Consider the following 21,591-nt stretch of genomic DNA (forward strand, 5'->3'; position numbering starts at 1 on the left):
GCCGGCTACTGCTCTTCCTTCGTGGTCTGCGTGATCGACTGGGCGACCTGCTCGGGGGACTTGGAGCCGGCGATCAGCGCCGCCACGCTGTCGTTGACCTCCTGGCCGACGGCGGGCGCGTACGCCTGGTCCAGATAGAGCTGGAACCCGGTGGCGCCCTTCAGCTGGGCCTCGACCTGCTTGATGTTGGGGTCGGTCAGGGCGCTCTCGGCGCCGGGTACCACCGGGATGACGCCGGTCTTCTTGACCAGTTCCACGTCGGTGGCCTCGGAGGCGAAGAACTTCAGGAAGTCGACGGCCGCCTGCGGTGCGCCCCTGCGCAGGGCGTGCCCGCCGCCTCCGCCGAACACCTCGGTGATCGCGCCCTTGCCGCCCTCGACGGCCGGGAACGGGAAGAAGCCGAGGTCGTCGCCGAGCCCCTTGCCCGAGTCGGCCTGCACGACCGGCGCCCACTGGCCCATGAGCTCCATCGCCGCCTTGCCGTTGCCGACGGCGGCGGCCTGGCCGGTGGGGGTGGAGTAGGCGGCGTTGAGGAAGCCCTTCTGGAAGGGCTGGAGGTCGACGAGGGCCTTGAGGTGCGCGCCGGCCTGGACGAACTCGGGACCGGTGAAGTCCTTGTCGTCGTAGGCCTTCTGGAGTGCCTCCGCACCCGCGGTGCGCATCGCGAGGTAGGCCCAGTAGTACATGCCGGGCCACTTCTCCTTGCCCGCGAGGGCGATGGGGATGACGTTCTTCGCCTTGAGCTTGGACACCGCCTCCAGGAAGGCGGCCCAGGTGGCAGGGGGTTCGGTGATACCGGCCTGCTGGAAGAGGGCCTTGTTGTACCAGAAGCCGATCATGCCGATGTCGAACGGGATGCCGTAGACCTTGTCGTCGAGCAGATACGGCTCCCTGGCGACCGAGAGCAGACCGTCGCCCCACGGCTTGGTCCGTTCGGTGAGGTCCTCCACGAGGCCGGCGTCGACCTGCTGCTTGAGGACCCCGCCGCCCCAGGTGTGGAAGATGTCGGGGAGCTTCCCCGAGGCGATGAGCGCCGTCATCTTCGACTTGTAGGCGTCGTTCTCCAGCTGAACGATCTTTATCTTCACCTTGGGGTTCTGGGCCTCGAACTTCTTGGCCAGGCCCGCCCAGACGCTCTTCGCCGGCTGAGTGGTGGAGATGTTCCACCACTCGATCGTGGTCGTCCCGTCCGACGACCCTCCGTCCGAGTCGTCGCCGCAGCCGCTCAGTGCCGTCATGCCCAGACCCGCTGCGGCGGACACCGCCAGGAAGCCGCGGCGGGACAGTGCCGGATCGCCCATGATGCGCTCCTTGAGTACGGGACGGAGCGTCCATGTCCGTCCTTGGGAACCGAAAGTTTCGGAACAGATCCAGAAAGCTTCGTTATGTTGCCGCACCCTAGAGACAGCGCCCAAACGGTGGCAACCCCCTGTACGCGGGGAATGTTCGAGGCACCCCTCACCAACTTGTTCCGGAAAGCCCCGGGTTCAGGCGTACGGGCGCCCGTACGCGCACCAGGGGCGCCGTCGGCTTCTTCGGTCGGGCCGTCGACTTGTACGTCCCCCAGGGCGCCGCGGCCGTCTACGGCGACCCGCCGCACCAGACGCCGCCACCGCCGGTCCGCTCCGATCAGCGGCGCCCGAGCGGCGCCCGAGGGCCCCGTACCGAAGCCGCCCCGCCCCTGCGGGCATTCGCCCATGCGAAACATTCGGCCTGACCGGCGAACATTACGAAGCGCACCCGCGAGAGGGCGCGGAGGCGCGACAGGGCCTCCCACGGACCGGAATCAAGGCTGGGGACACCCACCCCCGACATGACGTTGGGTGACCGCCCCGCCGACCGGCCCGCACACCGTGCGCGACGGTGCTCACCAGGCCAGTCTTAACGGAAGCTTGACGCACGCATCCACTGCATCCGTGGGCCCCGGCGTCACTCTCCGCATACGCTGAACCCGCCGTCCACCGGCGGCCGAACCGAGCTGAGAGCACCTCAGGAGCACGCCCGATGGCCACCACCGAACACGCACCGCCCAGTCGTCTGCGCTCCTGGATGCTCCAAGGCCTCTCCGACATGGGCAGGAGCGGCGGCCACACGGGACCGCACGCCGAGCCGGAGCCCCCGCACAAGGGCCAGCGCTGGTGGCGGGTGATGTGCCTGACGGGTGTCGACTACTTCTCCACCCTCGGCTACCAGCCCGGCATCGCCGCCCTCGCGGCGGGACTCCTGTCCCCCATCGCCACCATCGTGCTGGTGATCGTCACGCTGGCCGGCGCCCTGCCCGTCTACCGGCGCGTGGCCGAGGAGAGCCCGCACGGCGAGGGTTCGATCGCGATGCTGGAGCGGCTGCTGTCGTTCTGGAAGGGCAAGCTGTTCGTCCTGACCCTGCTCGGTTTCGCCGCCACCGACTTCCTGATCACCATCACCCTGTCGGCCGCGGACGCCTCGACCCACCTGATCGAGAACCCGCACCTGACCGACGTCCTGCACGGCAGGCAGATGCTGATCACGCTCGTCCTGGTGGCCCTGCTCGGCGCGGTGTTCCTCAAGGGCTTCCTGGAGGCCATCGGCGTCGCGGTCGCCCTGGTGGGCGTCTACCTCACACTGAACGTCGTCGTCGTGATCGTCGGCCTGTGGCACGTCATCACCGCCGAGCACGTCGTCAGCGACTGGTCCAGCGCCCTGACCACCGAACACGGCAACGTCTTCGTGATGATCGGCCTGGCCCTGATCGTCTTCCCGAAGCTCGCCCTCGGTCTGTCCGGCTTCGAGACCGGCGTCGCGGTCATGCCGCACGTCCAGGGCGACGCGGACGACACCGAGGAGCGGCCCACCGGCCGCATCCGCGACACCAAGAAGCTGCTCACCACCGCCGCCCTCATCATGAGCGGCTTCCTGATCGCCACCAGCTTCATCACCACCCTGCTGATCCCGGAGAAGGAGTTCGAGACGGGCGGCGACGCCAACGGCCGCGCCCTGGCGTACCTGGCGCACCAGTACCTGGGCAACGTCTTCGGCACGGTCTACGACGTCTCGACCATCGCCATCCTCTGGTTCGCCGGCGCCTCCGCCATGGCCGGCCTGCTCAACCTGATGCCCCGCTACCTGCCCCGCTACGGCATGGCTCCGCACTGGGCCCGCGCCGTGCGCCCGATGGTCATCGTCTTCACCCTCGTGGCCTTCCTGGTGACCTGGCTCTTCGACGCGAACGTCGACGCCCAGGGCGGCGCCTACGCCACCGGCGTCCTGGTTCTGATCAGTTCCGCCGCGATCGCGGTGACCATCGCCGCCCGCAAGGCCGGCCAACGCAACTGGACCGTCGCCTTCGCGGTGATCTCGGCGATCTTCCTCTACACGACCGTCATGAACGTCATCGAGCGCCCGGACGGCGTCAAGATCGGCGCCTGCTTCATCGCCGGCATCATCCTCGTCTCCCTGCTCTCCCGGCTCGCCCGCGCCTTCGAACTCCGCGTGACCAGCGTGACCCTCGACCCGATGGCGGAACGTTTCGTCCGGGACATGGCCAGCCGCAAGATCCGGTTCATCGCCAACGAGCCCGACCAGCGGGACAAGGCCGAGTACCACGACAAGATCGAGCAGATCCGCGAGGACAACGACATGCCCGGCGACGACTTCGTCTTCGTCGAGGTCACCGTCCTCGACCCGTCCGAGTTCGAGGCGAGCCTGACCGTGCGCGGCGAGGTCCTGCACGGCCGCTACCGGGTCCTGACCCTGGAGTCCTCCTCCATCCCCAACGCCCTGGCCGCCCTGCTCCTGCACGTCCGCGACACCACCGGCCGCACCCCGCACATCTACTTCGAGTGGACCGAGGGCAACCCCTTCCACAACTTCCTGCGCTTCTTCCTCTTCGGCCAGGGCGAGGTCGCCCCGGTCACCCGAGAGGTCCTGCGAGAGGCGGAACCGGACCGGGCGCGGCGGCCACGGGTGCACACGGGGTGAGCGCACGGGCCCGGACGGGGCGAGCGCCCCACCGGCGCCTATCGTGACCGGCATGCAGTCCTACACCATCGGCCAGGCAGCGCGACTGCTCGGCGTGAGCCCCGACACCGCACGCCGCTGGGCCGACGCGGGCCGGGTGGCGACCCACCGCGACGAGAGCGGACGACGACTCATCGACGGGCGCGACCTGGCCGCCTTCTCGGTGGAGCTCGCCAAGGCCGGAAGCGGCGACGAGGCCACCTCGTACACCTCCGCCCGCAACGCCTTCCCCGGCATCGTCACCGCCATCAAGCTGGGCGACGTCGCCGCCCAGGTCGAGATCCAGGCCGGCCCCCACCGGCTCGTCTCCCTGCTGACCCGCGAGGCCGTCGAGGAACTCGGCCTGGAGATCGGCATGGAGGCCACCGCCCGGGTGAAGTCGACGAACGTACATATCGATCGGTCCTGACCCACCGGCGACGCCACCTGTAGGAACGCACATGCGCACCTGACCCGCCCCCCTGTGCCGCTCATGCGATGACACAGGAGACATACACCTCGCACCTGCGGAAGTATGATCGGCGCATCGGGAGGCCCGGCGGGCTCTCCCGCGGACAGACCGAGGGAGTGGACCCGTGATGCCCCGTTCCGCGCGCCGGACCAGCCGGACCAGCCGGACCAACCGGCCGAGTCAGCCGAGTCGGACCAGCCGGCCCAGCCGGTTCCTGCAATCGGCAGCGCTGGGAACCGCCGCCCTGCTGACCCTCGGCGCCTGCTCCTCGTCCGGCTCGGACACCGCGTCCTCCTCGTCGTCCTCCGCCTCCTCCGCCGAGCTCTCCGGCACGGTGACGGTCTTCGCCGCGGCCTCGCTCCAGGAGAGCTTCACGGCCCTGGGCAAGGAGTTCGAGAAGGAGCACCCGGGCACGAAGGTGACCTTCAGCTTCGGCGGCAGCGACTCCCTCGCCGCGAGTATCACCAACGGCGCCCCGGCGGATGCGTTCGCCTCCGCCAGCCCCAAGACGATGAAGATCGTCACCGACGCCGGGGACGGCTCCGGCGCCCCCGCCACGTTCGTCCGCAACCAGCTGGAGATCGCCACCCTGCCGGGCAACCCCGAGAAGGTGGCCTCCCTGAAGGACCTCACCAGGTCCGGCCTGAAGGTCGTCCTGTGCGACAGGACGGTCCCGTGCGGTGCCGCCGCCCAGAAGGCCCTGCAGGCCGGCGGCCTCAAGCTCACGCCGGTCTCCTACGAGCAGGACGTCAAGGGCGCCCTGACCAAGGTCGAGCTGAAGGAGGCCGACGCCGCGGTCGTCTACAGGACCGATGTGAAGGCCGCGGGTGACAAGGTGGAGGGCGTGGACTTCCCCGAGTCGGCCGACGCCGTCAACGACTACCCCATCACCCTCCTCAAGAACGCGGGCAACCCCGACGCCGCCAAGGCGTTCATCGAGCTCGTGCGATCGGCCGAGGGCCAGAAGGTGCTGGCCGAAGCCGGGTTCCTCAAGCCGTGACAGGACCCGACAGGACCGGCCCCACGGCCGCCACCCCGAAGACCGGACCGGACGGACCACGACGCCGACGCCGACGCGCCCGCCGAGCCGCCCCGCTCCCCCTCCTCCTGCCGGCCCTGGTCGGCCTCGCCTTCCTGCTCCTCCCCCTGACCGCCCTGCTCGTACGGGCGCCCTGGAGCAGCCTCCCGGAGCAGCTGACCAGCGCCGGGGTCTGGCAGGCGCTCCGTCTGTCCCTGGTGTGCGCCACGGCGGCGACCGCGCTCAGCCTGGTCATCGGCGTCCCGCTGGCCTGGCTGCTGGCCCGCACGGACTTCCCCGGCCGCGGCCTGGTCCGCGCCCTGGTGGCCCTGCCCCTCGTCCTGCCCCCGGTGGTCGGCGGTGTGGCGCTCCTGCTCGCCCTCGGCCGTAACGGCATCGTCGGACAGTGGCTGGACGCCTGGTTCGGCATCACGCTGCCGTTCACGACGGCCGGCGTGATCCTGGCGGAGACGTTCGTGGCGATGCCCTTCCTGGTCATCAGCGTGGAGGGCACCCTGCGCGCCGCCGATCCCCGCTACGAGGAGGCCGCCACCACCCTGGGCGCCTCCCGCTTCACCGCCTTCCGCCGGGTCACCCTGCCCCTCATCGCCCCGGGCATCGCCGCCGGTTCCGTCCTCGCCTGGGCCCGCGCCCTCGGCGAGTTCGGCGCGACCATCACCTTCGCCGGCAACTTCCCCGGCCGTACCCAGACCATGCCGCTCGCCGTCTACCTGGCCCTCCAGAACGACCCGGCCGCCGCGATCGCCCTCAGCCTGGTCCTCCTGACCGTCTCCATCGCGGTCCTGGCAGCCCTACGAGACCGCTGGATGACCACGACATGACTCCTCCCCAGGAACCACCGGCACCCGCCGACGGCGCCAAGCCCCCACAGGGGCCACCCGCACCCGACAACGATGGCCGCACGGGCCTCGACGCCCACCTCGTAGTAGCCCCCACCCCCACCTTCCACCTGGACATCACCCTCACCGCCACCCCCGGCGACGTCCTCGCCCTCCTCGGCCCCAACGGCGCCGGCAAAACCACCGCCCTACGAGCCCTCGCCGGCCTGACCCCCCTCACCACGGGCCACCTCCACCTGGACGGCACCGATCTCCTCCACACACCCCCCGAACACCGCCCCGTAGGCGTCGTCTTCCAGGACTACCTCCTCTTCCCCCACCTCACCGCCCTGGACAACGTCGCCTTCGGTCCCCGCTGCCAAGGCGCCACCAAATCCGAGGCCCGGGCGCACGCGAGGGACTGGCTCGACCGCATGGGCCTCGCCGACCACACCACCGCCAAACCCCGCCACCTCTCCGGCGGCCAGGCCCAACGCGTCGCCCTGGCCCGAGCCCTCGCCACCCACCCCCGCCTGCTCCTCCTCGACGAGCCCCTCGCCGCCCTGGACGCCCGCACCCGCCTGGAGGTGCGCGCCCAACTCCGCCGCCATCTCGCCGAGTTCGAGGCCGTGGCCGTACTGGTCACCCACGACCCGCTGGACGCCATGGTCCTGGCCGACCGCCTGGTCGTCATCGAGCACGGCAGGATTGTCCAGGAGGGCACGCCCGCCGACATCGCCCGCCACCCCCGCACGGACTACATCGCCCAACTGGTCGGCCTCAATCTCTACAAGGGCCGGGCCGACGGCCACACGGTCCGACTGGACGCGGGCCCGGCCATCACCACGACGGAAGATCTCACGGGACAGGTCTTCGTCGCGTTCCCCCCGAGCGCCGTGACCCTCCACCGCGACCGCCCCACCGGCTCCAGCGCCCGCAACCTCTGGCGCTGCGAGGTGGCCGGCCTGGAGACCCACGGCGACCAGATCCGAGCGGACCTCACCGGCGAACTCCCCCTCGCCGCCGACCTCACCACGGTCGCCGCGGCGGAACTCGACCTGCACCCGGGCGCCCCGGTCTGGGCGACCGTCAAGGCGACGCAGACACACGCCTACCCGGCGTAAGCCAAGGGCTCCGCCCATCAGGACGGAGCCCTTCACATACGTACCGCGCCTCAGTCCTCGTAGGCGTCCAACGGCGGGCAGGAACACACCAGGTTCCGGTCCCCGAACGCCTGGTCGATCCGGCGCACCGGCGGCCAGTACTTGTCCGCGGCCGAGACACCGCCCGGGAACACGGCCTCCTCACGGCTGTAGGCGTGCTCCCACGCCCCGCCCAGCGCGGCGGCGGTGTGCGGGGCGTTGCGCAGCGGGTTGTCCTCCGCGGCCCACTCCCCGGAGCCCACCTTCTCGATCTCCCCGCGAATGGCGATCATCGCCTCGCAGAATCGATCCACCTCGACCAGGTCCTCGGACTCGGTCGGCTCGATCATCAGCGTCCCGGCCACCGGGAACGACATCGTCGGCGCGTGGAACCCGTAGTCGATGAGCCGCTTGGCCACGTCGTCCACGCTCACGCCGGTCGCCTTCGTCAGCGGCCGCAGATCGATGATGCACTCGTGCGCGACCAGCCCGCCGGGCCCGGTGTAGAGCACCGGGTAGTGCGGTTCGAGCCGCTTGGCGATGTAGTTCGCGCTGAGCACGGCCACCTGCGTGGCCCGCTTGAGCCCCTCGCCGCCCATGAGCCGGACGTACGCCCACGAGATCGGCAGGATCCCGGCGGAGCCCCAGGGCGCGGCCGAGATCGGCCCGACACCCGTCTCGGGCCCGGCCGCGGGCTGCAGGGGGTGGTTCGGCAGATACGGCGCCAGGTGCGCCCGCACACCCACCGGCCCGACGCCCGGACCGCCGCCGCCGTGCGGGATGCAGAAGGTCTTGTGCAGGTTCAGGTGCGAGACGTCACCGCCGAAGTGCCCCGGCTTGGCGAGCCCCACCAGCGCGTTGAGGTTCGCCCCGTCGACGTACACCTGGCCGCCGGCCTCGTGCACCTGCGCGCAGATGTCGGCGACGTGCTCCTCGAACACACCGTGCGTCGAGGGATACGTGATCATCAGCACCGACAGCTCGTCCCGGTACTGCTCGATCTTCGCCCGCAGGTCCTCCACGTCGATCTCGCCGTCCTCGGCGGTCTTCACGACGACGACCTTCATGCCCGCCATCACGGCACTCGCGGCGTTCGTGCCGTGCGCGGACGAGGGGATCAGACACACGGTCCGCTGCTCGTCCCCGTTGGCCCGGTGGTACCCGCGCACGGCGAGCAGCCCGGCCAGCTCCCCCTGGGACCCGGCGTTGGGCTGAAGGCTGACCTTGTCGTACCCGGTGACCTCGGCGAGCCGCTCCTCCAGCTCCTGGATGAGCGTGAGATAGCCCCCGGCCTGCTCAGTGGGCGCGAAGGGGTGCAGTTGCCCGAACTCCGGCCAGGTGACCGGCTCCATCTCCGTGGTCGCGTTGAGCTTCATCGTGCAGGAGCCCAGCGGGATCATGCCGCGGTCGAGCGCGTAGTCACGGTCGGCGAGCCGGCGCAGATAGCGCAGCATCGCGGTCTCGGAGCGGTACTGGTGGAACACCGGGTGCGTGAGGACGTCATCGGTACGCAGCTGTCCGTCCGGCAGCGCGTCCTCCGTGGCCGCGTCGAGCGCCTCGATGTCGCCCTCGACCCCGAACGCCTTCCACACGGCGGCCAGTTGGGCCCGCTTGGTGGTCTCGTCACAGGCGACGGAGACGTGATCGGCGTCCACGAGCCACAGGTTGACGCCGTTCTCCCGGGCCGCGGCGGCGACCTGCGCGGCCTTCCCGGGCACCCGGACCGTCAGCGTGTCGAAGTAGGAGCCGTGCACGACCTCGGCCCCACCCGCGGTCAGCCCCGCGGCCAGGAGGGACGCGTACCGATGCGTCCGCCGCGCGATGGTCCGCAGCCCCTCGGGCCCGTGGTAGACGGCGTACATCCCGGCCATCACCGCCAGCAGCACCTGCGCGGTACAGATGTTGCTGGTCGCCTTCTCCCGCCGGATGTGCTGCTCACGCGTCTGCAGGGCCAGCCGGTACGCCTTGTGCCCGTCGGCGTCCACGGACACCCCCACGAGCCGCCCGGGCAGGCTGCGCGCGAACTTCTCGTGTACGGCCATGTAGCCGGCGTGCGGACCGCCGAAGCCCATCGGCACACCGAACCGCTGGGTCGTGCCCACCGCGATGTCCGCCCCGAGCTCACCCGGCGACCTCAGCAGCGTCAGCGCCAGCAGATCGGCGGCCACGGTCACCAGCGCGCCCAGCTCGTGCGCCTGGTCGATCACCGGTTTGATGTCGCGTACGGCACCGGAGGCGCCCGGGTACTGAAGGAGCACGCCGTTGATCTCCCGCGCGGCGATCTCGGCCGGGATGCCGTCGCTGAGGTCGGCGACGACCACGTCCACGCCGGTCGGCTCCGCGCGCGTCCCGATCACGGCGATGGTCTGCGGCAGCACGTCCGCGTCGACCAGGAAGAGACCCTTCTTGTTCTTGCCCATGCGCCGCGACAGCGCGACGGCCTCGGCGGCCGCCGTGCCCTCGTCGAGCAGCGAGGCGCCGGAGGTCGGCAGCCCGGTCAGGTCGGCGACCATGGTCTGGAAGTTCAGCAGGGCTTCGAGCCGCCCCTGGGAGATCTCCGGCTGGTACGGCGTGTACGCGGTGTACCAGGCCGGGTTCTCCATCACGTTCCGCAGGATCACGGGCGGGGTGAACGTCCCGTAGTACCCGAGCCCGATCATGGAGTCGAGGACCTGGTTCCGGTCGGCCAGCGACCGCAGCTCGGCGAGCACCTCGGCCTCGGTGCGCGCGCCCGGAAGCTCCAGCGCGTCGGCGTTCTTGATCACATCCGGGACCGCGGCGGCGGTGAGCTCGTCCAGCGAGCCGTACCCGACCTGCGCGAGCATCTTGGCCCGCGCCTCCTGGTCGGGCCCGATGTGGCGCTGCTCGAACGGAATTCCCTGTTCGAGCGAGGAGAGCGGAGTGCGATGGGCGGTCATTACGGAGGCCTCCTGGTCTGACACGACCTTCGAGGGTCACCGCGGCGCGGGTACCCGGACGGCCTCCCCCTCTGTCATCTCAACCTGAGAGCTTCACCGGCCGCCCGAGGGCAACCGGCTTTCACCGTCGGTGAGGGTGGAAGCCGTCGACGCCGTCGGCACCCGCCCTGCTTTCCAGAGTGACCTCGTCCGTGCGGTACGTGGGCCTGAGAGATTCCGGGGAGGATTTGCTCCTTCGGCGCCTCCGGACGATCTCCGGAGGACTCTCCCGCACGGGGTCAGCAGCCACCGCCAGCCTACCAAGCGACCGCAACAGCCGGTCCTTCGAGTGGCCGCCTTCTGCAATGTGCTCTTTCGTAGTGCTTACGGATGAGTTGCGACCAAATGGAGGGCCCGTGCAGACCGACATCGATCCGCGCAACCTGATCGGCCGCAAGGCGTTCGACCGCAAGGGCGCCAAGATCGGCACGATCGACGAGGTCTACCTCGACGACGCCACCGGCGTCCCCGAGTGGGCCGCCATACGCACCGGCCTCTTCAGCCGCGACGCCTTCGTCCCCCTGGAACCCAGCGAGCTGATCGACGGCACCCTCCACGTCCCCTTCGACCGCACCCTCATCAAGGACGCCCCCGACTTCGGAGTGGGCCGCCACCTCTCCCCCGACCAGGAACTCCAGCTCTACCACCACTACGGCCTCGACACCTCAGCTCCCCCACCCCTCCCCGACCACGACTTCGGCAACTTGGCAGGCACAGAAGACCAATAAGCCCCCGCACCCGCACCCGCAGATGGCGCCAAGCCCCCACAGGGGCCGCCCGCACCCGACAACGATGGCCGCACGGGTGGTGCGGGTGGGAACCCGAACCCGGCCGAAGGTGGGGTGCCCCCCACGCACCCGCAGCCAAACTCACACCCCCGCCAACCCCCCACGCACCAACGGCAACGGCTCCGCCACCACCAACGCGGGATCCTCCACCCGAAACGTCCGCACCCTCCCCACCTCGGAATCCGGCGTCTCGAACCGCACCGTCACCCGCCCGAGCCCACTCCCCTGCACCCACCCGTGCCCGTACTCCGCATGCCGCACGTCATGCCCCGTGACCCACCGCCGTTCCCCGGCCTCCTCCCGCACCTCGACAGGACCGGCCTCCCCCTCCTCCACCCCCGCGTCCGCATCCCCCCGCTCCTCCCGCCGGCCCTGTTCCTCCTGCCTGCCCCGCTCCTCCGCGGCCTGGGCGAACAGGTCCTCCTGCGTGTAGTCCGCCAGCCCACTCACCCCCACCCCCAGCAACCGCACCCCACCCGTCGTGTCCACGGCCTCCAGCAGCCGCGCGGCGGCCTCCCGCACCACCGCCTGGTCATCCGTGGGCCCCCGCAACGTCTCGGACCGCGTCAGCGTCGAGAAGTCGTACCGCCGCACCTTCAGCACGATGGTCCGCCCGGACAGCCCCGCCTCCCGCAACCGCCGCACACACCGGTCGGCCAGCCGCTGCACCTCCAGACCGACCCGCACCCGGTCGTGGATGTCCACGTCGTACGTGTCCTCCACCGAGACCGACTTCGTCTCCCGCTCGGCCACCACGGGCCGCTCGTCGTGGGCCAGCGCCATGGCGTACAACCCGTGCCCGTGGGCCTTCCCCAGCAGCCGCACGAGCTCGTCCTCGCCCGCTTCGACGATCTCCTCGACCGTGGTGATCCCGGCCCGCCGCAGATGGTCCCCGGTCGCCGGCCCGACCCCCGGTAGGGTGCGGACCGACATCGGTCCGAGCATCGCCCGCTCGGTCCCCGGGTCGATCACCACCAGACCGTCGGGCTTGGCCTGCTCGGAGGCGATCTTCGCGAGCATCTTGGAGGCGGCCAGCCCCACCGACCCGGTGAGCCCGGTCACCGCCCGTATGTCGGCCCGCAGCTTCACCGCGGCCAGCCGCGCCGACTCCTCGTCCCAGGCCGCTCCCCCGGCCTCCAGATCCACGAACGCCTCGTCCAGGCTCAACGGCTCCACCAACGGCGACAGCGCCCGCAGCAGCCCCATCACCTGCTCGCTGATCGACCGGTACAACCCGAAGCGCGGCACGAGATACGCGGCGTTCGGAGCCAGCCGCCGGGCCTGGGCCATGGGCATCGCCGAATGCACTCCGAAGACCCGCGCCTCGTAGGACGCCGTGGCCACCACACCACGCGGCCCCAGCCCACCCACCACGACGGCCTTGCCGCGCAGGCTCGGCTTGGACGCCTGCTCCGCCGAGGCGAAGAAGGCATCCATGTCGAGATGGAGGATCGTCGGCGCGCTTCTCACATCTCCGATGCTGCCCTACGCCACTGACAATGCCGCCCCCACAGGAGCGGCAACGGCCGTCAGACCGCCCGGTTGCGCCGTCGCGCCAGCTCGTCCGCCGGGTTGTGCCCGACGAGGGTCTCCCCGGTGTCGATCCGTTCCCCGTGCAGCTGCGAGAGCGCGCTCTCCACATCCCGCCACACCACACCCACGGCGATCCCGAAGATGCCCTGGCCGCCCTGAAGCAGCGCGTGGACCTCGTCCGGCGAGGTGCACTCGTAGACCGTGGCGCCGTCGCTCATCAGCGTCATGCGTTCCAGGTCCCGGAACCCGCGCTCGCGCAGGTGCTGGACGGCGGTGCGGATGTTCTGGAGCGAAACGCCGGTGTCGAGGAAGCGCTTGACGATCTTCAGGACGACGACGTCCCGGAAGCTGTACAGCCGCTGCGTCCCGGACCCGTGGGCGGGCCGTACACTCGGCTCGACGAGCCCGGTGCGGGCCCAGTAGTCCAGTTGCCGATAGGTGATGCCGGCGGCAGCGCAGGCCGTAGGGCCGCGATAGCCGATCTGCTCGGACGCCATGGACCTCGCCCCTCCGCTGCTCGGCACGGCCGCCGGTCGCTGCGGAGCGTGATCGGCCGCGCTGCTGTGAAGCGGGTACGGGCCGCTCTCCCCCAGACTGCGTCCGGGGGCACCCCCAGCCGTACCGTCGCCGCTGCTTCTCACGCCGACCTCCGTCCTTGACCTGCCTTCTCGACGGTAGGCAGTCACCAGGGGTGCGTCAACGATCGCCACACTCGGCACGCCGAGTGATAATCACCCAAGGAGTGGTTTCCCGTATCCAACCGCGGGGAAAGGCTAGCCGAATGCGCTCGGAGCGGCCCGCAGGACGCTCTCACGCGCCGCTGGCAAATGCCGGCATTTGAGGCGTCAACGGACGAAGACGGGCCCGGCAGGGAACCGATCGTTCCGCCGAGCCCGTTCATCCGTCACTGGCTGCTGGTGCCGAAGTCCTCCGGCGAGATCTGGTCGAGGAACTCACGGAACTTCTCGACCTCGTCCTCCTGCTCGTCCGGGATCGCGATGCCCGCGTCGTCGAGCACACCGTCACTGCCGTAGATCGGCGTTCCGGTGCGCAGGGCGAGCGCTATGGCGTCGGACGGGCGGGCACTCACCTCGACACCGCTGGCGAAGACCAGTTCCGCGTAGAAGACGCCTTCCCGCAGATCGGTGATGCGCACTTCGGTGAGCTCCTGGCCGACGGCTTCCAGCACGTCCTTGAACAGGTCGTGGGTCAGCGGTCGTGCGGGGGCCATGCCCTGCTGGGCGAAGGCGATCGCCGTCGCCTCCCCCGGCCCGATCCAGATGGGGAGGTAGCGGTCGCCTCCCACTTCACGCAGGAGCACGATCGGTTGGTTGGAGGGCATCTCGACCCGGACACCTACGACATCGAGCTCGTTCACACAGCAACCCTAGGCCGTGTCCGAGACGTTTGGGTAGTCGGACCGGTAAGAGGCGGCTGATCCGCCGAGGGCGAAATCCCCCGGGCTCAGGGCAGTCTCACGCCGAGGGCGGTCTGCACGAGCGCCGCGTGAAGCTTCACGGTGAGCCCGGCCAGTTCCTTCGTACGGGCTTCGGCATGTGCCCTGGTCTGCGGGTTGCGATGGCGCTTCAACGGGGCCACGACCTGGTCCACCAGCCCGGCCTCCCGGTCCGCGGCGGCCTTCATGACCCGCAGGTGCCGCGGCTCGATCCCGAACCGCCCCAGCTCGACGATGAGGGACGCGACGGTGACGGCCTCGGCGTCGTACGCCCCGTCCGCCAACGGCGCCATGAGTCCGTACGACTCCCACTCCTCCAGATCCCGCTCACCGATCTCCGCGGCCGCCAGCAGCTCGGCCCGCCCGATCCGCGCCGCCGTGGGCCCCTCCAGGGCCTCCGGAACGGCCTCACCGTCCCGCTGCCGCCCCAGGACCGGCAGGGGTACGGCCTCACCGCGCTCCATGGCGTCCAGGTGCTCACGGATCACCTTGAGCGGCAGATAGTGGTCCCGCTGCATCCGCAGGACGTGACCGAGGCGCTCGACGTCGCCGGCGCTGAACTTGCGATACCCCGAGGGTGTCCGCTGGGGCTCGATCAGGCCCTCGGACTCCAGGAAACGGATCTTGGAAATGGTGACTTCGGGGAACTCGTCGCGCAGCAGGTTCAGCACGGTGCCGATGCTCATCAGCCCACTGTCCGCGGCGGCGGTGCCGTGCCCGACACCGCCGCTCGGTGTTTGAAGCATGGACCTTCCCTGGGAGGGTCAGTAGCCCCGCTGGCTCGCGTAGAAGACCAGCCGGTACTTGCCGATCTGCACCTCGTCGCCATTGTTCAGAGCGACCTGGTCGATCCGCTCGCGGTTGACGTACGTGCCGTTCAGACTGCCCACGTCGGCCACCGTGAACGAGCCGTCCTGACCGCGACGGAACTCCACATGGCGACGGGAGACCGTCACGTCGTCCAGGAAGATGTCGCTCTGCGGATGACGCCCGGCCGTGGTCAGGTCGCCGTCCAGCAGGAAGCGGCTGCCCGAGTTCGGTCCACGGCGCACCACCAGGAGCGCGGAACCGAGCGGAAGGGCGTCGACGGCCGCCTGCGCCTCCGGGGAGAGCATGGGCATCGGCGTCTGGCCCGTGGCCTCGGCGTCGTAGGCCTCGAGCCCGGAGATGGAGATCGTGGACGTCGTCTCGGAGGGGCGCTCTGGAGTGGCCCCGGCCCGCAGCGGCGCGCCGCAGTTGGAGCAGAAGCGGCTGTTCTCCGCGTTGCGGTTACCGCACCTCGTACACACCAGGGCCGACATGGACGGATCCTCCTGCCGCGGCTGCCCCGCCGGGGTATTGGACGCATACGGGTCGGCGGAAAACCCTCCACCCGCACTTGAGGTTGACGGTTGCCCGAAACCTATGCCTCCGGACTGGGCAGGGTCAACAGACGGCGCGCCCTGACCACCGGAAATGTCACCGCCGGGACCACCGACCTGGTCCCGGAACAGCGGGCGCTGGCCCTCCGCGTCAGGCTGTGCGCGATGGCGGGCGGTCGCATTGTCGCTGCCCTCTCGCGCGCTCTTGCCGAACAACTTCGCAAACAACTTCACGGGCGATTCCCCTTGACCGAAACAGACCCGCCCGTGGGGCAGGACGAACCCTGATTGAACACACCGGTCGACCCGGACATCCTCACAACGTCCGTATCCACCAGACAGTTTCCACCACGCACCACCCATTCGGTGCGCCGACCCCCCGCAACCTCATGCCCTGGCCGGACGCCCCCCATGCACCCCCGGTTCACTGGGAGGACGACCGAGCGTAGTCAGGCCGCTTCGCTGCTCGCAAGGCGTCCACGACGATCTTGTCCGACCGCTCGACGGTCGCGGTGGCCTGCTCCTTCTCAAGAGTCTGCACCACGCCTCCGGGAATGTTGAGCGCCGGTTCGAGGTCCTGCGGCTTGCCGATGACCTTGAAACGATAGGGAGCGTTGATCTTGTTCCCGTCGACACTCACGCTCTTGTCGGCGTCCGTGAGATAGGTGCCCGCGACGACGCGCACGCCGTTCACCTGGATCGCCTCCGCCCCGGCAGCGCGCAGCTCCTGGATCGCGTCGAGCAGCATGTCCGCCTCGACCGTCCCCTTCGTGTCGTCGATCGTCATCGTGATACCGGGCCCCTGCGCGGCCACCGTGCCCGCCAGGATGCCGAGCTGCCTCTCCTTCTCGACCGTCTGCTTACGGGCCTCCTCGGCCTGGTCCGAGCTGTTCTCCAGCTCGTCCCGCTGCTTCTCGAGCCCCTGCTTCTCGTCTTCAAGACGCTGAGTACGGTCATCCAGTTCATCGAGGATGCGCACAAGATCTTCCTGACGTGCACCTCGCAGAGCACTGTCGCTGTCACTGTTGGACGCGACCTGGACGGCCAGGCCGAACCCCAGACCGAACAACAGCACGGCGACGATGAGTTGGGCCCGGGTGACGCGCGGTGGCCACAACCCTTTCACCAACCGCTGACGACCGGTCAGCCCTGATGGTTCCGCGGCACCGCCCCCGGCGGCGGCAGACTCCGCGGCGGGTACCTCTTCGGGCAGTTCCTCGCGCAGCCTGTGGTCGCGCGGCCCGTCCTGGTTGCTCATCCGCCTCACGCCCGGAAGACATGCCGGCGGATCGCCGCGGCGTTCGAGAAGATACGGATCCCGAGCACCACGACGACACCGGTGGACAGTTGGGCACCCACACCCAACTTGTCGCCCAGGAACACGATCAGCGCGGCCACCACCACGTTCGACAGGAACGACACGACGAAGACCTTGTCGTCGAAGATGCCGTCCAGCATGGCCCGGAGTCCGCCGAAGACGGCGTCGAGTGCCGCCACGACGGCGATCGGCAGATAAGGCTCGACGACCGCCGGAACCTCGGGCCGGACCAACAGTCCGGCCACGACTCCCACGACGAGGCCCAGTACGGCGATCACGATGTGCCCTTCTCGGTTTTCGGCTGTGCTGTACGTACGATCACGCTCGGTGCGGCGGGCAACCGGAGGTCGTCCTCCACGGAGATGGCGGTCCGGATCCCGTAGTTCTCCTGAAGGGCGTGCAGATACAGCCCGTCAGCGCTGTTCTGGAACCTGGTGCTCAGCCGCTTCCCGTCCCCCACCGCCAGCACCGTATACGGCGGAACCAGCGGCTTGTTGTCGACCAGTATCGCGTCACCCGCGGCCCGGATGGCCGACAGTGCCGTCAGCCGCTGCCCGTTGATGGACACCGCCTCGGCACCCGACTCCCACAGCCCGTTCACCACGCGCTGCATATCCCGGTCGCGCACCCGCCCGGTGTCGGAGAACCCGGACGTCTCGCGCGGGTCGCCGTCACCGCCCGTGGTGGCTTCCTTGGCGTCGTTCACGACCAGCTGCACGCCGGGACCGCGCACCGCCGTGGCGCCCGACAGCAGGCCCATGAGCTCCGCTTCACCGCTGTCGCCGCTGTCCTTGAGGGCCTCGCGCTGCCGGGCGCTCACATCGCCGCGCAGTTTGTCGACGGTGCCCTCAAGCCGGTCAGCGGCCTCGGTCTCCCGGTCGATGCGGTCGATCAGCTCCTCGCGCTCCTTCGCCACGACGGGAGCCGCGATCCGCGCCTGGGCCGCTCCGACGGTCACGACCAGTGCCGCCAGCACCAGGCCGGCGGCCAGTCCGAGCTTCGCCCTCAGTGTCTTCGGCAGACCGCCCTCACCCGCGGCCTTCTTCCGGGCAGCGGCCTCGGCGTACCCGTCGTCGAGGCTGTGGTCCATGACGTTGGTGAGCAGCGACATGGACGCGTCCGGACGCGACGCGCGCGTGGGGGTGCTCCGAACGGGGGGCTGCTGCGGCATGTCGCACATCGTCGCACGTCGCGACGACTACCTCCGAATGGCCCCACCGGTGTGCCGGACAGGCCCCCGGGGGGACACCTGTCCGGCACGCGCGCGTGAGGGGGCCTCAGCGCCCGGCGCTGTCCACGACCGCCGACCACTCGTCGAGCAGGGCCTGCGCGGAGGCGTCGTCCGGCCCCTCCGCCCACAGGTGCGTGACCGCCTCGGCCGGGTCCGGCAGCACCATGACCCAACGCCCGTCGGTCTCCACCACCCGCACCCCGTCGGTCGTGTCGACAAAGCGATCGCCGGCCGCCTCGACGACCCGCCGCATCACAAGTCCCTTGACCGCCCAGGGAGTCGCGAGATCCCGCTTGAGGACATGCGCCCGCGGGATCCGCGCGTCGATCTGGCTGAGCGTCAACTGCGTCCGCGCCACCAGCCCGATCAGCCGTACGAACGCCGCCGTACCGTCGAAGACACTGCTGAACTCGGGAATGATGAAGCCGGCCTTGCCGTCACCACCGAAGATGGTCGACTCGTCGCGCCCGACCCGCGTCAGATCGTCGGGCGAGGTCGTCGTCCACTCCACCTGCGTCCCGTGGTACGCCGCCACCTGCTCGGCGATCCTCGTGGTGGTCACGGGCAGCGCGACCCGGCCACTTCGGCGTTCCGCAGCCACCAGGTCGAGCATGACGAGCAGCGCCCGGTCGTCCTCGACGATCCGCCCCTTCTCGTCGACCAGGGACAGCCGTTCACCGACGGGGTCGAAACGCACCCCGAACGCCGCCCGCGCGGACGCCACGATCTCTCCCAGCCGCACCAGCCCCGAGCGCCGCGTGTCCGCCGACTCCGTCGGCCTGGACTCGGCGAGACCGGGGTTGATGGTCAGCGAGTCCACACCGAGCTTGCCGAGCAGACTGGGCAGCACCAGCCCAGCACTGCCGTTCGAAGCGTCGACCACGACCTTGAGCCCGGACTCGGCGATGCCCGTCGTATCGACGTTCCTCAGCAGCGACCCGGTGTACGAGTCGAAGACACTGGCCGGAAAGTGCAGGTCCCCGATCTCTCCGGGGAACGCCCGCCGGTACTCCTGACGCGCGAACACCCGGTCCAGCTTCCGCTGACTCGCCTGCGACAGGTCCGCGCCCCGCCCGTCGAAGAACATGATGTCGACCGAATCCGGCACCCCGGGCGTGGTCCGGATCATGATCCCGCCGGCACTGCCCCGCGCGGTCTGCTGCCGCGCCACGGGCAGCGGTACGTTCTCCAGATCGCGTACGTCGATGGCGCTGGCCTGAAGCGCGGAAATGACCGCCCGCTTGAGCGCACGGGCGCCACGGGAGTGGTCGCGGGCCGTGGTGACCGTCGACCCCTTCTTGAGCGTGGTCGCGTAGGCACCGGCGAGACGGACGGCGAGCTCGGGAGTGATCTCCACGTTCAGGATCCCGGAGACACCTCGGGCACCGAAAAGGTGTGCCTGTCCCCTGGACTCCCAGATCACCGAGGTGTTCACGAAGGCGCCGGCTTCGATGGTCTTGAACGGATACACCCGGACGTTGCCCTGCACGATCGATTCTTCACCGATCAGGCACTCGTCGCCGATGACCGCGCCGTCCTCGATCCGGGCGGCCCTCATGATGTCGGTGTTCTTTCCGACCACGCATCCACGCAGATTGCTGTGCTGCCCGACGTACACGTTGTCGTGCACCACGGCCTTGTGCAGAAACGCGCCGGTCTTCACGACGACGTTCGACCCGACGACCGTATGCTCCCGGATTTCCGCGCCGGCCTCGACCTTGGCGTAGTCCCCGATGTACAGAGGCCCGCGCAGAACGGCGTCGGGATGCACCTCGGCACCCTCCGCGACCCACACACCGGGCGAGATCTCGAAGCCGTCGATGTCGACGTCGACCTTGCCCTCCAGGACGTCCGCCTGCGCCTTCACATAGCTCTCGTGCGTGCCGACGTCCTCCCAGTAGCCCTCGGCGATGTAGCCGTAGATGGGCTTGCCTTCCTTCATCAGCTGCGGGAAGACATCACCGGACCAGTCGACGGGCACATCGGGTTCGACGTAGTCGAAGACCTCGGGCTCCATCACATAGATACCGGTGTTCACGGTGTCGGAGAAGACCTGCCCCCAGGTCGGTTTCTCCAGAAAGCGCTCGACCTTGCCTTCCTCGTCGACAATCGTGATGCCGAATTCCAGGGGATTGGGCACGCGCGTCAGACACACGGTGACCAACGCGCCCTTTTCCTTGTGGAAGTTGATGAGCTCCGTGAGATCGAAGTCGGTCAGCGCATCACCGGAGATGACCAGGAAAGCATCGTCCTTCAACGCCTCTTCGGCGTTCTTGACGCTTCCGGCGGTACCGAGTGGCTTCTCCTCGTTGGCATAGCTGAGCTCCATCCCGAGCTCTTCCCCGTCACCGAAGTAGTTTTTGACCAGTGAGGCCAGGAACTGCACGGTGACGACGGTCTCGTTGAGCCCATGCCTTTTGAGCAGCCTCAGAACGTGCTCCATGATCGGCCGGTTGACCACCGGCAGGAGCGGCTTGGGCATGCTTGAGGTCATAGGGCGAAGGCGTGTGCCTTCGCCTCCGGCCATCACGACGGCCTTCATGTCGGAAGCGTCCTCCTTGAAGAGACGACGGTCTAGCCGACTTCACCCGTCAGATTGTCCCGCACTTTGTCACCGCGGGCCATCGGGCCGATACGGCCCTGGCAATCGGCGAGTTCAGTCGGCCATGGCGTCCGCACGAACCAGCCGGCGGACCTGTACCACGTAGAGGACTCCTGCCCACCAGTAGAGCGTTGTACCCCATCCTGCGAACGCCCATCCGAAAATAGCAGCGAGTGACGCGAGCCATCCACTTCCGTCACTGAGCAGGAGCAACGGGAAGGCGTACATCAGGTTGAACGTTGCGGCCTTGCCCAAGAAGTTCACCTGGGGAGGCGGATAGCCGTGCCGCCTGAGGATGCCCACCATCACCAGGAGAACCAGCTCTCGCGCCAAAAGTACAGCGGTCAACCAGACGGGCAGAATCTCGCGCCAGGTCAGACCGAACAACGTCGAGAGAATGTAGAGCCGGTCGGCGGCGGGATCGAGAAGCCGGCCCAGACTGCTGATCTGGTTCCAGCGCCGTGCGAGCTTGCCGTCCAGGTAGTCACTGACGCCGCTCAGAGCCAGTACCAGCAGTGCCCAGGCGTCACTGTTGGGGCCACCGAACTCAGGCCTGAGAATCAGCCACAGGAAGAGCGGCACTCCAGCGAGCCGCGCCATGCTGAGGATGTTGGGGATGGTGAGGACCCGGTCCGTCTGGACGCGGGTCTCCTGGACCTCCACCCGGGGGCCTCCTGTGGGAAACGAGCCAACGATGCCTCCTGACCTTACCTCAACGCAAAAAAGCTCCGGCTCCTGGGCTGTGTGCCCAAGAACCGGAGCTCTAAAAGGAGTTCGGCGGCGTCCTACTCTCCCACAGGGTCCCCCCTGCAGTACCATCGGCGCTGTAAGGCTTAGCTTCCGGGTTCGGAATGTAACCGGGCGTTTCCCTCACGCTATAACCACCGAAACACTATGAA

17 protein-coding genes, 1 rRNA gene, 1 pseudogene and 1 riboswitch are annotated in these 21,591 nt (G+C 69.2%); of the genes and pseudogenes, 6 read left to right on the plus strand and 13 right to left on the minus strand.

From position 1 onward, the window contains the following. Positions 1-5 precede the first annotated feature (5 nt). Entirely contained in the window at positions 6-1,301 is a 1,296-nt protein-coding gene (locus K4B79_RS32530; protein WP_232030888.1) for an extracellular solute-binding protein, read from the minus strand. A 703-nt stretch (positions 1,302-2,004) separates the two neighbouring features. Here K4B79_RS32530 and K4B79_RS32535 point away from each other — a divergent pair. The 5 genes from K4B79_RS32535 to K4B79_RS32555 all read left to right on the plus strand — a co-directional run bounded on the left by K4B79_RS32535 (position 2,005) and on the right by K4B79_RS32555 (position 7,428). Then, complete coding sequence (locus K4B79_RS32535) at positions 2,005-3,957, plus strand: APC family permease (protein ID WP_232030889.1); 1,953 nt, start codon at positions 2,005-2,007, stop codon at positions 3,955-3,957. A 52-nt stretch (positions 3,958-4,009) separates the two neighbouring features. Then, positions 4,010-4,405 (plus strand): TOBE domain-containing protein, encoded by a 396-nt coding sequence (locus K4B79_RS32540; protein ID WP_232030890.1) that lies wholly within the window; start codon positions 4,010-4,012, stop codon positions 4,403-4,405. Positions 4,406-4,574: 169 nt separating this feature from the next. After that, on the plus strand, positions 4,575-5,447 hold the full coding sequence (modA, locus tag K4B79_RS32545; protein ID WP_232030891.1) for a molybdate ABC transporter substrate-binding protein: 873 nt from the start codon (positions 4,575-4,577) through the stop codon (positions 5,445-5,447). After that, positions 5,444-6,307, plus strand: coding sequence for an ABC transporter permease (locus K4B79_RS32550; protein WP_232030892.1), 864 nt, complete (start codon positions 5,444-5,446; stop codon positions 6,305-6,307). The genes modA and K4B79_RS32550 overlap by 4 nt, the downstream gene beginning before the upstream one ends. Beyond that, positions 6,304-7,428, plus strand: a complete 1,125-nt coding sequence (locus K4B79_RS32555; RefSeq protein WP_232030893.1) for an ABC transporter ATP-binding protein — start codon at positions 6,304-6,306, stop codon at positions 7,426-7,428. Before K4B79_RS32550 ends, K4B79_RS32555 begins: the two co-directional genes overlap by 4 nt. A gap of 50 nt (positions 7,429-7,478) precedes the next feature. Here K4B79_RS32555 and gcvP read toward each other — a convergent pair whose 3' ends face one another. Next, the gene (gene gcvP, locus K4B79_RS32560) at positions 7,479-10,364 is read right to left on the minus strand and encodes an aminomethyl-transferring glycine dehydrogenase (protein WP_232030894.1); all 2,886 of its coding nucleotides are present in this window, start codon (positions 10,362-10,364) and stop codon (positions 7,479-7,481) included. A gap of 184 nt (positions 10,365-10,548) precedes the next feature. Next, a riboswitch (glycine riboswitch) is annotated at positions 10,549-10,645 on the minus strand. Positions 10,646-10,759: 114 nt separating this feature from the next. Here gcvP and K4B79_RS32565 point away from each other — a divergent pair. Beyond that, positions 10,760-11,131 carry a PRC-barrel domain-containing protein gene (locus tag K4B79_RS32565; protein ID WP_232030895.1) on the plus strand — a complete coding sequence of 124 codons (372 nt, stop codon included), beginning with the start codon at positions 10,760-10,762 and terminating at the stop codon, positions 11,129-11,131. On the opposite strand, the pseudogene K4B79_RS32570 reads toward K4B79_RS32565, so the two are convergent. From K4B79_RS32570 to rrf, 11 genes and pseudogenes are all read right to left on the minus strand, one after another. After that, positions 11,053-12,661 (minus strand): annotated as a pseudogene (locus K4B79_RS32570) (DNA polymerase IV). The gene K4B79_RS32565 and the pseudogene K4B79_RS32570 sit on opposite strands and share 79 nt — an antisense overlap. Before the next feature lie 59 nt (positions 12,662-12,720). Then, the gene (locus K4B79_RS32575; protein ID WP_232030897.1) at positions 12,721-13,365 is read right to left on the minus strand and encodes a MerR family transcriptional regulator; all 645 of its coding nucleotides are present in this window, start codon (positions 13,363-13,365) and stop codon (positions 12,721-12,723) included. A gap of 263 nt (positions 13,366-13,628) precedes the next feature. Continuing rightward, on the minus strand, positions 13,629-14,102 hold the full coding sequence (locus K4B79_RS32580) for a bifunctional nuclease family protein (protein ID WP_004002801.1): 474 nt from the start codon (positions 14,100-14,102) through the stop codon (positions 13,629-13,631). An 86-nt stretch (positions 14,103-14,188) separates the two neighbouring features. Beyond that, on the minus strand, positions 14,189-14,926 hold the full coding sequence (gene ftsR / locus K4B79_RS32585; RefSeq protein ID WP_232030898.1) for a transcriptional regulator FtsR: 738 nt from the start codon (positions 14,924-14,926) through the stop codon (positions 14,189-14,191). Positions 14,927-14,944: 18 nt separating this feature from the next. Next, positions 14,945-15,904 carry an FHA domain-containing protein gene (locus tag K4B79_RS32590; protein WP_232030899.1) on the minus strand — a complete coding sequence of 320 codons (960 nt, stop codon included), beginning with the start codon at positions 15,902-15,904 and terminating at the stop codon, positions 14,945-14,947. Positions 15,905-15,965: 61 nt separating this feature from the next. After that, entirely contained in the window at positions 15,966-16,799 is an 834-nt protein-coding gene (locus tag K4B79_RS32595) for a DUF881 domain-containing protein (RefSeq protein ID WP_232030900.1), read from the minus strand. Positions 16,800-16,804: 5 nt separating this feature from the next. Next, positions 16,805-17,137: a small basic family protein gene (locus tag K4B79_RS32600; protein ID WP_003988855.1), complete on the minus strand. Its 333-nt coding sequence runs from the start codon at positions 17,135-17,137 to the stop codon at positions 16,805-16,807. Then, positions 17,134-18,039: a DUF881 domain-containing protein gene (locus K4B79_RS32605; RefSeq protein ID WP_232030901.1), complete on the minus strand. Its 906-nt coding sequence runs from the start codon at positions 18,037-18,039 to the stop codon at positions 17,134-17,136. Before K4B79_RS32605 ends, K4B79_RS32600 begins: the two co-directional genes overlap by 4 nt. 97 nt (positions 18,040-18,136) lie before the next feature. Further along, positions 18,137-20,632, minus strand: coding sequence for a mannose-1-phosphate guanyltransferase (locus K4B79_RS32610; RefSeq protein WP_232030902.1), 2,496 nt, complete (start codon positions 20,630-20,632; stop codon positions 18,137-18,139). Between the two features lie 114 nt (positions 20,633-20,746). Beyond that, positions 20,747-21,355 carry a CDP-alcohol phosphatidyltransferase family protein gene (locus K4B79_RS32615; RefSeq protein WP_232030903.1) on the minus strand — a complete coding sequence of 203 codons (609 nt, stop codon included), beginning with the start codon at positions 21,353-21,355 and terminating at the stop codon, positions 20,747-20,749. A gap of 109 nt (positions 21,356-21,464) precedes the next feature. Continuing rightward, a 5S ribosomal RNA gene (rrf, locus tag K4B79_RS32620) occupies positions 21,465-21,581 on the minus strand. Positions 21,582-21,591: the final 10 nt, after the last annotated feature.

It is taken from the genome of Streptomyces lincolnensis (genome assembly GCF_021173675.1).
GTDB lineage: Bacteria > Actinomycetota > Actinomycetes > Streptomycetales > Streptomycetaceae > Streptomyces > Streptomyces lincolnensis_B.

Bases quoted from the DNA above. Each gene is read 5' to 3' on its own strand.
- K4B79_RS32530 (WP_232030888.1), bottom strand. From the start codon at position 1,301: ATGGGCGATCCGGCACTGTCCCGCCGCGGCTTCCTGGCGGTGTCCGCC.
- K4B79_RS32535 (WP_232030889.1), top strand. From the start codon at position 2,005: ATGGCCACCACCGAACACGCACCGCCCAGTCGTCTGCGCTCCTGGATG.
- K4B79_RS32540 (WP_232030890.1), top strand. From the start codon at position 4,010: ATGCAGTCCTACACCATCGGCCAGGCAGCGCGACTGCTCGGCGTGAGC.
- modA (WP_232030891.1), top strand. From the start codon at position 4,575: ATGCCCCGTTCCGCGCGCCGGACCAGCCGGACCAGCCGGACCAACCGG.
- K4B79_RS32555 (WP_232030893.1), top strand. From the start codon at position 6,304: ATGACTCCTCCCCAGGAACCACCGGCACCCGCCGACGGCGCCAAGCCC.
- gcvP (WP_232030894.1), bottom strand. From the start codon at position 10,364: ATGACCGCCCATCGCACTCCGCTCTCCTCGCTCGAACAGGGAATTCCG.
- ftsR (WP_232030898.1), bottom strand. From the start codon at position 14,926: ATGCTTCAAACACCGAGCGGCGGTGTCGGGCACGGCACCGCCGCCGCG.
- K4B79_RS32590 (WP_232030899.1), bottom strand. From the start codon at position 15,904: ATGGGTGGTGCGTGGTGGAAACTGTCTGGTGGATACGGACGTTGTGAG.
- K4B79_RS32595 (WP_232030900.1), bottom strand. From the start codon at position 16,799: ATGAGCAACCAGGACGGGCCGCGCGACCACAGGCTGCGCGAGGAACTG.
- K4B79_RS32605 (WP_232030901.1), bottom strand. From the start codon at position 18,039: ATGTGCGACATGCCGCAGCAGCCCCCCGTTCGGAGCACCCCCACGCGC.
- K4B79_RS32610 (WP_232030902.1), bottom strand. From the start codon at position 20,632: ATGAAGGCCGTCGTGATGGCCGGAGGCGAAGGCACACGCCTTCGCCCT.